The sequence below is a fragment of the Methylorubrum extorquens genome (genome assembly GCF_024169925.1).
Taxonomy (GTDB): domain Bacteria; phylum Pseudomonadota; class Alphaproteobacteria; order Rhizobiales; family Beijerinckiaceae; genus Methylobacterium; species Methylobacterium extorquens_A.
The window spans coordinates 4,999,214-5,009,856 of record NZ_JALJXF010000001.1; the positions used below are offsets into that span (position 1 = coordinate 4,999,214).

9 protein-coding genes are annotated in these 10,643 nt (G+C 69.5%); 5 read left to right on the forward strand and 4 right to left on the reverse strand.

Annotated features, from left to right (window positions below):
• Window position 1: 1 nt before the first annotated feature.
• A complete protein-coding gene (locus J2W78_RS23275) occupies window positions 2–1,639 on the reverse strand; it encodes a dihydroxyacetone kinase subunit DhaK (RefSeq protein WP_253373919.1) in 1,638 nt (545 codons plus the stop codon).
• Between the two features lie 87 nt (window positions 1,640–1,726).
• Window positions 1,727–3,322 (reverse strand): gamma-glutamyltransferase family protein, encoded by a 1,596-nt coding sequence (locus J2W78_RS23280; RefSeq protein WP_253373920.1) that lies wholly within the window; start codon window positions 3,320–3,322, stop codon window positions 1,727–1,729.
• Between the two features lie 315 nt (window positions 3,323–3,637).
• On the opposite strand from J2W78_RS23280, the gene J2W78_RS23285 reads away from it, so the two are divergent.
• Window positions 3,638–3,952, forward strand: coding sequence for a hypothetical protein (locus J2W78_RS23285; RefSeq protein ID WP_367399412.1), 315 nt, complete (start codon window positions 3,638–3,640; stop codon window positions 3,950–3,952).
• A 154-nt stretch (window positions 3,953–4,106) separates the two neighbouring features.
• A complete protein-coding gene (htpG, locus tag J2W78_RS23290; RefSeq protein ID WP_253373922.1) occupies window positions 4,107–5,987 on the forward strand; it encodes a molecular chaperone HtpG in 1,881 nt (626 codons plus the stop codon).
• Window positions 5,988–6,009: 22 nt separating this feature from the next.
• On the opposite strand, the gene J2W78_RS23295 is transcribed toward htpG, so the two are convergent.
• Window positions 6,010–6,282, reverse strand: a complete 273-nt coding sequence (locus J2W78_RS23295; protein WP_253373923.1) for a hypothetical protein — start codon at window positions 6,280–6,282, stop codon at window positions 6,010–6,012.
• Window positions 6,283–6,451: 169 nt separating this feature from the next.
• Here J2W78_RS23295 and J2W78_RS23300 point away from each other — a divergent pair, with 169 nt between their 5' ends.
• The 3 genes from J2W78_RS23300 (at window position 6,452) to J2W78_RS23310 (ending at window position 8,250) form a co-directional block, all read left to right on the forward strand.
• The gene (locus J2W78_RS23300) at window positions 6,452–6,751 is read left to right on the forward strand and encodes a hypothetical protein (protein WP_253373924.1); all 300 of its coding nucleotides are present in this window, start codon (window positions 6,452–6,454) and stop codon (window positions 6,749–6,751) included.
• 32 nt (window positions 6,752–6,783) lie between these two features.
• Window positions 6,784–7,674: a tRNA glutamyl-Q(34) synthetase GluQRS gene (gluQRS, locus tag J2W78_RS23305; protein ID WP_253373925.1), complete on the forward strand. Its 891-nt coding sequence runs from the start codon at window positions 6,784–6,786 to the stop codon at window positions 7,672–7,674.
• Window positions 7,675–7,740: 66 nt separating this feature from the next.
• Window positions 7,741–8,250, forward strand: coding sequence for a lysozyme inhibitor LprI family protein (locus tag J2W78_RS23310; RefSeq protein ID WP_253373926.1), 510 nt, complete (start codon window positions 7,741–7,743; stop codon window positions 8,248–8,250).
• Between the two features lie 30 nt (window positions 8,251–8,280).
• Here J2W78_RS23310 and J2W78_RS23315 read toward each other — a convergent pair whose 3' ends face one another.
• On the reverse strand, window positions 8,281–10,374 hold the full coding sequence (locus J2W78_RS23315; protein WP_253373927.1) for a M23 family metallopeptidase: 2,094 nt from the start codon (window positions 10,372–10,374) through the stop codon (window positions 8,281–8,283).
• Window positions 10,375–10,643: the final 269 nt, after the last annotated feature.

The window sequence follows — 10,643 nt, forward strand, 5'->3', positions numbered from 1 at the left end:
CTCACGTGACGTCCGCAGCCAGTGCTTCGAAGGCGATCGCCACCGCAACCGCGCCGGGATCGGGGTGGCCCTTCAGGTCGCGGCCGGCGAGGTAGCTGGAGCGGCCGGTCCTGGCACGCTCCATCCCGGCGGTTGCCTCGGCGCCTGCGCGGGCGGCCCGCGCCGCTGCGCCGAGGCCGGAGGTTGCCAGCGCCTCGATCGCCGGAATCGCCGCGTCGAGCATCGTGCGGTCGCCGGGGCCGGCGCCGCCGATTTCGCGCACCCGCGCGACGCCGGCGGCGCAGGCTGCCGGCCAGTCCGCACCCTCGGCGAGCGCCGCGCCGGTGGCAGCAAAGAAGATCGAGAGCAGCACGCCGCTCGACCCGCCCGTGGCACGCCCGAGGCGCTCACCCAGCGCCCGGCACAGCGCGGCGGGCTCGGCTTGGGGTAGCCGGTCGAGACCGGCCAGCACGGCACGCGCACCCTCCGCGAAGGTCGAGCCGGTGTCGCCGTCACCCACTCGCGCGTCGAGGGCGTTGAGCGAGGCCTCCGCCGCGATCAGCGCCTGACCCACCGCCTCGATCCGCGCGGCGACGCTGGCATCCCGCGAGGGCGCCAGTGCCGGCCCGCCGGCCAGCCCCTCCGGCAACGGCCGGACGATCGGCTCGCCTAAGATCCGGGCGCGCGGCCAGGCGGCGACCGGTGTCTCGGAGAGAAGGGCGGCCTCGATGGTGTCGTCCAGCGCCAGGAAGGTGAGGGAGGCGCCGTGCATGTCGAGCGCGGTCATGGCCGGGGAGGGGCCGAGGAGCAGCCGCACCCGCCGTCCGAGGTCGGTCGCGAGCACCGCCTTCGTCAGCACCGCCATCTCCAGGGCCGTGGTCGCGCCGAGATTGTTGACGAGGAGCGCCAGCCTCTCGGCCCCCGCGATGGGGGCGGCAAAGCGCGCGGCCATGCGTTCGGCGAGGGCGTCGGCGTGGGGTAAATCGATCCGCTCGATGCCGGGCTCGCCGTGGATGCCGAGGCCGAGTTCCGCCTGGCCTTCGTTCAGGCGCGGCTCCGGTTTCGAGCCTGGTATCGTCGCGGTGGAGACGGCGATGCCGAGGGTGCGCACCGCGCCGGCCGTGCGCCGGGCCAAAGCCGCCACCTCGGCGAGCGGCGCGCCGGAGGCGGCGGCATGGCCCGCGGCCTTGTGGACGAGGAGCGTGCCGGCGAGCCCCCGCGGCTGGGCCGCGTCCGGCAGGGCGATGTCGTCGGCCACCAGCACGGTCTCGACCCGGCGGCCCAACCCACGGGCGCGCTCGGCGGCGAGGCCGAAATTCAGGCGGTCGCCGGCATAGTTCTTCACGACGAGGACGCAGCCGGCCTCGCCCGTCACAGCCAGGATGCCGGCAAGCACCGCATCGACGGAAGGGGAGGCGAACACGTCGCCGCACACCGCCGCCGCGAGCAGCCCCGGCCCGACGAAGCCGGCATGGGCCGGCTCGTGCCCCGAGCCGCCGCCGGAGATTACGGCGACCTTGCCGGACTCGGGCTCGGCCTGCAGCACCACGCGGATCTCGGGGTAGCCGTCGAGCTGCGCCAGCGCCCCGCCGCTGCCCGCGACCAGCCCGTCGATGGCGTCGGTGACGAGCCCGGCACGGTCGTTGATGAAGTGGGACAAGGCGGAGCCTCCCGTTGCGCCCGCTTGTCGGTCGGACTTCGGCGGGAGGGTAGCTTGCATTGTCAGCGGGGCAAGCCGCGTCTCAGCTCAAAGCCCCGCCGCGCCGCCGTCGGAGCGCGGATCGTGCGTCGCTTCGATTCGCCCGTTCTTGATGTGGCGCACCAGCATGCCGGCATGACCCAGCGAGTCGATGTAGGCGCCGCCCAGTTCCTCGATGTCGTGCCCCATCCGCTTGAGCGCCGCGATACAAGCCGGATCGAACCGGTCCTCGACCTTCACGCTCAACGACTCGGCGCCCCAGGTGCGGCCGTAGAGCAGGCGCGGCGCGTCGACCGCATCGGCCACCGACATCCCGTAATCGGCGTAGCGGGTGAAGATCTGCGCCTGGAACTGCGGCTGCCCGTCGCCGCCCATGGAGCCGTAGGACATCACCCGGCCGTCGTCGAAGGCGGCCAAAGCCGGGATCAGGGTGTGGAACGGGCGCCGGCCCGGCTCCAGCGGGTTCACGGCGTTGGCATCGAGCGAGAACGACATGCCGCGGTTCTGCCAGCATATGCCGGTTCCCGGCAGCACCGTGCCGGAGCCGTATTCCCAGTAGACCGACTGGATGAAGGAGACGGCCATGCCCTCGTTGTCGATCGCGCCCATCCAGACGGTGTCGCCCTCGCCCGAGCGGACCGGGATGTTCGCCGCACGCCGCATGTCGATCAGCGCGGCCTCGCGGTCGAGGCGCTTCGGATCGAGGAAGGCGGCCGGGTCGCCCTTGAGGCGGTCGAAGTCGGTGACGAAGCGGTCGCGGACGGCGAAGGCGCGCTTCGTCGCCTCGATCAGCCCGTGATAATGGGCGGTGCTCTCCGGCTCGGCGATGTTCAGCCGGTCGAAGATCCCGAGGATGATCAGCGCCGCGAGGCCCTGGGTCGGCGGCGGGAAGTTGTAGAGCGTGGCATCGCGCCGCCGCAGCGTCAGGGGCGCCCGCTCCTTGGCGGCGTAGGCGGCGAGGTCGGCGCGGGTGATGGGGGCGCCGAGGCGTTCCAGGTCGCTGGCGATCTCTCGGCCGATATCGCCCCGGTAGAAGTCGTCGAGTCCGGCATGGACGAGCTGTTCCAGGGTGTCGGCGAGCTTCGGCTGCGCCCGGATCGCGCCCGCCGCGTAGGGCTTGCCGTCATCGAGATAGGTCGCGGCGAAATTCGGCGCGTCGTGGAGCGTGTCGAGCTCCTTCGGGACGTAGCGTGCCTCCGAGGCCGAGACCGGGCACCCCTGGCGGGCGTGGCGGATGGCGTCGGCGAGGATCGTGTCGAGGGGGAGCCGGCCGCCGAAGGCGTGCGCCATGTCGAGGGCGAGGCGCCAACCTCCGATGGTGCCGGCCACCGTCACCGCCGCGTCGGGGCCGCGGGAGGGGATCGCCTCGAGCTCCTTCTCGCGGTAGCGGGCGCGGGTCGCGAGCCGGCCGGCCGGGCCGCAGGCCTCGATGCCGCGCACGCGGCCGTTCCGCTCGCGGATCAGCCAGAAGCCGTCGCCGCCGATGCCGTTCATGTGCGGGTAGACCACCGCGATGGCGGCGGCCATGGCGACCATCGCCTCGATGGCGTTGCCGCCCTGCGCCAGCACGTTCTGGCCGGCGGTCGCCGCCAGCGCATGGGGGGCGGCGACGGCCGCGTGGGCGAAGACGGGCGTGTCGGGCATGACGGACTCTGACGAAACCTGAGATCGGACGGGCCGAGAGGCCCGATCAGGACCACGCGTCGGCGCGAAGGGCAACTGCCGCGCGCGCCGCCACGGCGCACCCCCGGCATTCCCCGGCCGCGCGATCGGCTCTTGCAGGATCGCAGGTGGCTCCGGATGCGCGCTCAGGATGCGTCGGAGCCGGGCGGATTCTCGAAACGCCGAAATGGTTCCAGGCAGCACCTCTGCCTTTCAGCAAATGTTGCAGAAAAGGAACTGCGCCGATGCGGGCGGGATGACATGATCGCCCTCGCGAATCGGCAGGTATCTCCGCACATGAAGCAGAACGAACGGGCGATCCTTCAGGATCGTGTGAGAACACTTGTCTTGCGCCATGCTCTGGAGGCCGCGCTTCAGCGTTTGTCTCATCTTTCCGGTGCGAGTGCCGAGGAAGAGCTGTTGCGGCTCGAGCATTCCATTGTCTTCGCGACGCGCCGCGTCGGCGAAGTTCCGGGCAATATGCAGCTCGCCGCTCTGGTCGCCGTCGAGGATGCGGTGACAGCGATCCGCACCGCGTTCGACACCGTGCACCAACGCATCGAGTCCGCGCCGGCCGTGAGCACGGCATCGCCGACGGCTTTGGCGGCCTGAACCGCGACAATTTCGCCGCCGACACACGCCCGCAGCGATTGAATTGCCGTCTCGCCATGGGCATATCGCCCCCGCTTTTTCGCGTGTTCCACCGAACACCCGCCGCATCGGCGCGGGGGTTCCAGTGCGGCACGCCAGACGGGGAGAGTGGCCTTTGAGCGAGACGGTAGAGCGGCACGAATTCGGTGCCGAGGTCGGGCGCCTGTTGGACCTCGTCGTCCACGCGCTCTATTCCGACCGCGAGATTTTCCTGCGCGAGTTGGTGGCCAATGCCGCCGACGCGACCGACCGGCGCCGCTTCGAGGCGCTGACCAACGAGGCCCTGGCGCTGCCCTCCGACGCCCGGGTGCTGATCGCCCCCGACAAGGCGGCGCGCACGCTCACGATCTCGGATGCCGGGGTCGGCATGAGCAAGGAGGATCTGGCGCAGAACCTCGGCACCATCGCCCGTTCGGGCACCCGCGCCTTCTCGCAGGCGCTCGGCGAGCGGGCGGCGGAGAGCGGCGAGGACCAGCGCCCGAGCCTGATCGGCCAGTTCGGCGTCGGCTTCTACTCCGCCTTCATGGTGGCCGACCGCGTCACCGTCACCTCGCGCCGGGCGGGCTCGGACGAGGCCTGGACCTGGGCCTCCGACGGCAAGGGCAGCTACACGCTTGAGCCGGCGAGCCGCGAGCAGCCCGGCACCGACATCGTGCTGTACATGAAAGAGGACGCCGACGAGTATCTGGAGAGCTACCGGCTCGACCACGTCGTGCGCAAATGGGCCGACAACATCGCCGTGCCGATCGCGATTCGCGATGAAGAGGGCAAGGAGGAGGCGGCCAACCGCGGCACCGCGCTCTGGCGCAAGCCGAAGTCGGAAATCACGGACGAGCAATACAAGGAGTTCTACCGCACCGTCAGCCACGGCTTCGACGAGCCCTGGGCGACGCTGCATTGGCGGGCAGAGGGCGCACTCGAATTCACCGGCCTCCTGTTCGTGCCGAGCATGAAGCCGTTCATGCCGGTGGAGGACGACCGGCGCTCGAAGGTGCGGCTGCACGTGCGGCGCATGTTCATCACCGACGAGGCCGAGCTGCTGCCGAACTGGCTTCGCTTCGTCCACGGCGTGGTCGATACCGACGACCTGCCGCTCAACGTCTCCCGCGAGATGCTGCAATCGACGCCGACGCTGCAGAAGATCCGCCGCGCCGTGACCACCCGCGTCATCAACGAGCTGTCGAGCCGCTCGAAGAACGCGGAGAAGGCCGAGGAATACCAAAAGTTCTTCGAGAACTTCGGGCCGGTGCTGAAGGAAGGCATCTACGAGGATTTCGAGCGCCGCGCCGAGATCGCGCCGCTGCTGCGCTTCCGCTCCTCAACGCAGCAGGGCTGGACCTCGCTGCCCGACTACGTCTCGCGGATGAAGCCGGAGCAGGAGGCGATCTACTACCTTGCCGCCGACGACGTGGAGGCGCTCAAGAACTCCGCCCAGCTCGAAGGTTTCCGCGCCCGCGGCGTCGAGGTTCTGCTGCTCTCCGACCACGTCGATGCGTTCTGGCCGGAGCAGTTGGGCAAGTTCGAGGACAAGCCCCTGCGCTCGGTCACGCAGGGCTCGGCCGATCTCGCCAAGCTCAAGCCCGAGGGTGAGACGACCGAGGCCGCGCCCGCACTCGACACGCTCGTCGCCGCCCTCAAGCTCGCGCTGGAGCCGGACGTCTCCGACGTGCGGACCACAGACCGACTCGTGGACAGCGCCGTGGTGCTCGCCGCCTCCGGCATGGGGCCGGACCTTCAGATGCAGCGCCTGCTGCGCCGGGCCGGACGCGGTTTCGGCGGTTCCGCCCCGATCTTGGAGATCAACCCGCGCCACGCCTTGATCCGTTCGCTCAACGAGCGGGCCGAGGCCGGCGCGGATCTGAAGGCAGAGGCCGGCACGCTGCTCGACCTCGCCCGCGTTCAGGACGGCGATACGCCGCGCGACCCGGTGGCCTTCGCCCGCGCCGTCGCGGCGGCGCTGGCGGGCACCGTCGCGAAGCCGGCCGAGCCGGCCTGAGACAGGAGCGGGATGCGGAGGATCAGATCCGCGTCCCGTCATCCCGCGGGGGCGAGCCGCAGCGGAAGCGGGCCACGCGCCAGCGGTCGCCGTGGGCGTTCTGCCACGCCGCCATCTGCGGCTGGGCTACCGACAGGCATTGCTGCGGGGTGACGATGTCTTCGTTGAAGCGGTGAACTCGCATGACGCAATGGGTCGGGTTCGCGACCATGCAGGTCAGGAAGTAGAGGCCGTAGAGCATGCGTAGGGGCTCCGTGCTGGCGTCGATCTCTCCTCCCCAGGGCCGCTTCTTCATGTTCCGCTCGACGGTATCGCAATGAGCGTGCCGGATGTTTCCACCCTGGTTGCACGACGCCGCAGTAACCTCTGCGTTTCAGGCCCGCTCAGGCTGGCACCGGCGGACTCCGCCTCCGTCTGAAGCGGCGGCGTTGACAGTCCCGCTGCATCCGCGCCAACACCGGGCCATGGCCGCAGACCCTATGATCGATCCGCAGACCGCCCGCCTCGACCGCCGGGTGACATGGAGCGTGATCGCTCTCGTGGCGGCGACCGTGCTGATCGGAGCCCTGGCGCCGCGCGCGGCCCACCCCCCCACGCCGACCGCCGTTCCGGCATCGGATCCGGCCCAGAATCAGAGCTGCGCCGAGTGGGGCGACGGCTGCAAGGTCTGTCGCCGGATCGGCGAGGAAACCGCCTGTTCGCTGCCAGGCATCGCCTGCACCTCCGGACCCGTGACCTGCCTGCGCGGCGCCGGGGAGCCGTAACGAGGGCTTGTCCCGGCGTGTCCGAAAACACGATGCAAGTCCCGGAACCGAGGCTCCGCTTCGCCCCGAGCCCGAATGGCCGCCTGCATCTCGGTCACGCCTATTCCGCCCTGCTGAACGCCCGCATCGCCCGGACCCTCGGCGGACAGCTGCTCCTGCGCATCGAGGACATCGATCTCGGCCGCGCCCGGCCCGAATTCGTCGCGGGCATCCTGGCCGACCTCGACTGGCTCGGCCTTCGCTTCGATGGACCGATCCGCCGCCAATCCGAGCATTTTGCGGACTACGCCGCGTCGCGCGACGCGTTGGCGGCGAGGGACCTGATCTATCCCTGTTTCTGCTCACGGGGGCAGATCGCGGCAGAGGTCGCGGCCCGTCAGGCGCGCGGCGCACCGGTTTCGCGCGATCCCGACGGCGCCCCGCTCTATCCCGGCACCTGTCGCGCTCTATCCGCCGACGCGCGACGCGCCCGCATCGGGCGAGGCGAGCCGCATACTTGGCGCCTCGACATGCCCGCCGCGCTCCGAACGCTGGCCGATCCCCTCCTCATCCGCCGCTTCTCGCCTGATGACGGCGCCGAGGAGACGGTCAGTGCCAATCCGGCCCGTTGGGGCGATGCGGTGATCGTGCGACGCGACGTGCCGACGAGCTATCACCTCTCCGTGGTCTGCGACGACGCGGTGCAGGGGATCACGCATGTCGTGCGCGGGCGGGATCTGGAAGCGGCGACCGACCTGCACGCCCTGCTCCAGCATCTTCTGCGCCGTCCGGCTCCGGCCTATCACCACCACGCGCTGATCCGGGCGGAGGACGGCGAAAAGCTCGCCAAGTCGAAGGGCTCCGCGTCGCTCGCGGATTGGCGCGCCCGGGGCGTGACCGCCGAAGATGTGCGGGCGCGGCTTGGGTTCTCACGGTTGTGTTGATCCTGCGTCTCACGGGGCTTGTGCCGCAGCGACCCATCGGGAATCCGTGAGGGGCGGCGAGCGACCATGAGGGGGCTGGGCACGATGCGATCGTTTCGCGCGATCCTGATTTTGTCGGCCTGGGCGCTCGCCGCACCCTCCCTAGCGCAGGAAGCGGATCGCACCGCCTCGCCTGCGAAGGATGCAGCGACGATCGAGGCGTGCCTCAAGGGCAAGGAGACGTCCGCTAAACGGCGCACCTGCATCGGAAGCGTGGCTGGACCTTGTCGGGATACGCAGGATGGCGCCACCACGATGGGTATGAGCGCGTGCATCAGCCGAGAGCACGCGATTTGGGACAAGCTTTTGAACCGTACCTACCAGCAAGCGATGGTTGGCTTCGATGATGAAGGTAAGGCTTACTTGAAGGGTGCACAGCAGTCGTGGCTGAAATTTCGCAGCCAAACGTGTCAATGGCCTTATCACGTCTATCGGGGCGGAACCCTTGCCGGGCCGCTATCGAGCGAGTGCTTCATGGAGCAAACCGCACTCAGGACGTTCGACTTGATGGAGATCGTTGAGAATGGGGATCATTGACTTCTTTGCGGAGCGGTAAGGAAGGCCGCCTCACCGCATCGCGTCGCGCTGCGCCATCGCCGTGGCGGTCTTCGATTTCTGCATCGTCGCCTCGGTCTGGTCGCGCTGGCGCTTGAACTCGGTGAGCAGGCGGCCGTCGAGCTCGCGACCGCGCGGCACGCGGATCTTCATCGGGTCGACGAAGTGCCCGTTGATGATCACCTCGTAGTGCAGGTGCGCGCCTGTGGAGAGGCCGGTCGAGCCGACATAGCCGATCACCTGCCCCTGCCGGACGCGGCTGCCTGCGCTGACCCCGCGGGCGAACCGTGACATGTGGTTGTAGGTCGTGACGTAGCCGTTGATGTGCTGGACCTCGACCCGGCGGCCATAGCCCGAATCCCATTCCGCCTTGATCACCGTGCCGTTGCCGGCGGCCACGATCGGCGTGCCGATCGGGTTGGCCCAATCGACGCCTGTATGGAGCTTGGCATAGCCGAGGATCGGGTGGCGCCGGTAGCCGAAGCCCGAGCGCATGATGCCGTCGGCGATGGGTTTGCGGATCAGGAACTTCTTCAGCGAGCGGCCCTGCTCGTCGAGATAATCGATCGAGCCGTCATCCGGCGACTGGAAGCGGTAGACCTTGCGCGACTCGCCTCCGAGGTTGAGCGCGGCGTAGAGCAGTTCCGGCCGCTCGGCGGCGGCGGGGCCGGCCTCCTCGTCGTAGGTGTAGAACAGATCGATCCCGTCGCCCGAAGAGATACGGCGCTGGAAGTCGATGTCGTAGCTGAAGATCCGGATAATGTCCTCGATCGTCGGGCGCGGCACGTCGTGGCGTGCGCCGGTCTCGTAGAGGCTCTGGTAGAGCCGCGGGCCGCTGCCCTCGTCCTCCTCATCGTCGTCCGGCGCCTCGGCCTGGGCCTGCTCCCGGTTGCGCCCCCGCGACTCGTCCACCGGCGGTGCGACCGGTACGAACGCCCCGTGATCGTTGATCGCTGCAATCGCCTGGACACCGCTCTCACCGAACAGCACCACCCGGGTCACCTGCCGCCCGTCACCGGGTTTCGGTCCGGGCGCGAATTGTGCGCGGAATTGCTGGCCCTCCGACAGAGCCGCAACCTTGGCCTTCCCGCCGAGCGCCGTGACGATGCCCGCGATCGCCGGATCGGAGGCGTGCCCCGTCGCCTTGAGGACGCCGTCGAGGGTTTCCCCGCGCTTGAGCGCGAGGTCGCGTTCCTCGACCAGCGGCGCCTCGCCGGCGCGCAGCTCCACCTTGGCGAGCTTCGTCACGTTCTCGGGGACGACGAGCACCTCGATCGACTTGAACGGGCTGTTGTCCTCACCGAGCTTGCCCTTCCCTTGGCCGTTCGCCTCGCCGAACCCGGCGAATGCCGAGCCGTGCTGCAGGGTGCGCGAGAGCAGGATCTGGGGCGCCAGCGGAAGGGCTGTGCGGCGCCCGGCTTCCGCCGCGAGGCGCCGCTCTTCCTCGATCTGCGCGGTCACGTCCTCGTCCGAGAGCGCGGGGGCGCCCGGATCGACGGCGATCTCGGCAAGATCGCGTTTCACCACCGTGACCTCGGCGCCCGGTGCGTCTGCGGCACCGGGATCGGGCGCGCGCTCCTGCGGCTCGTCGGAGACGAACTTCATCGGATCGAAGCGTGGGATGTCGCTGGCGAACACGCCCGTCGACATCGACAGGTTGGACGAGATCCGGACGAAGGGCCGGACCTTGATGATCTCCCGATCGCCGAGGCGCACCGTCACCGGGGTGCGAAAGCTCTGCTTGGCTGATGCGATCATCAGATTGCGAACGAGGCGGTCACCCTTGTGCGCGGAGGCGATCCCAGCCTCCTCGACGGCGGGCGCCTGCGTCTGCGGACGGGGACCGAGATTCGGCCGATCCGAGACGGCCGCAAGCGATGCATCGCCCTGAAGGGAGACGTGGATCGCTGCGCCCATCAGAAGCGCGCCGGTGATGCCGGTGAGAGCGCTGGCGCAGAGCCAGCGCAGATTGACGTCGCGCCGATCGATCTGCCGGGCATCCGCACCAAGGAGGTTCAGCGGCGGTTCGACGCCTCGCGGCAGCGTCGGCGGGCGTTGCTTCGCCGCTGCCGCCGTTCCACCGATCTTCAGTCGCTCGCGCGTCACGGACTTCCTCTGCGTCGGCGCTTCGGACCGGTTGTCCCGCTCTGTCCTACCAGACTCGCGCTGGGCGAGCGACATGGGACTTCGCGGTACGACGCGCGGCCGACGGAAACGATGTCCGGGGCCAGCATGTCCAGATTGAGGCGGCGGGCTCCCTGCTGATGACGGCCCCCAAGGAGGCTGTCGTAAGGCTGTGATGTCCACGTGGTCGGATGTGGAACTTTTCTCGATTTGGCCGTTGACGCCGGATCGGTGACCCCATAGAAGCTGCC

Excerpts from the sequence above, each read along its gene's own strand:
- J2W78_RS23285 (WP_367399412.1), top strand. The coding sequence starts at position 3,638 with ATGAAGCAGAACGAACGGGCGATCCTTCAGGATCGTGTGAGAACACTT.
- J2W78_RS23280 (WP_253373920.1), bottom strand. The coding sequence starts at position 3,322 with ATGCCCGACACGCCCGTCTTCGCCCACGCGGCCGTCGCCGCCCCCCAT.
- J2W78_RS23310 (WP_253373926.1), top strand. The coding sequence starts at position 7,741 with ATGAGGGGGCTGGGCACGATGCGATCGTTTCGCGCGATCCTGATTTTG.
- J2W78_RS23295 (WP_253373923.1), bottom strand. The coding sequence starts at position 6,282 with ATGAAGAAGCGGCCCTGGGGAGGAGAGATCGACGCCAGCACGGAGCCC.
- gluQRS (WP_253373925.1), top strand. The coding sequence starts at position 6,784 with ATGCAAGTCCCGGAACCGAGGCTCCGCTTCGCCCCGAGCCCGAATGGC.
- J2W78_RS23300 (WP_253373924.1), top strand. The coding sequence starts at position 6,452 with ATGGCCGCAGACCCTATGATCGATCCGCAGACCGCCCGCCTCGACCGC.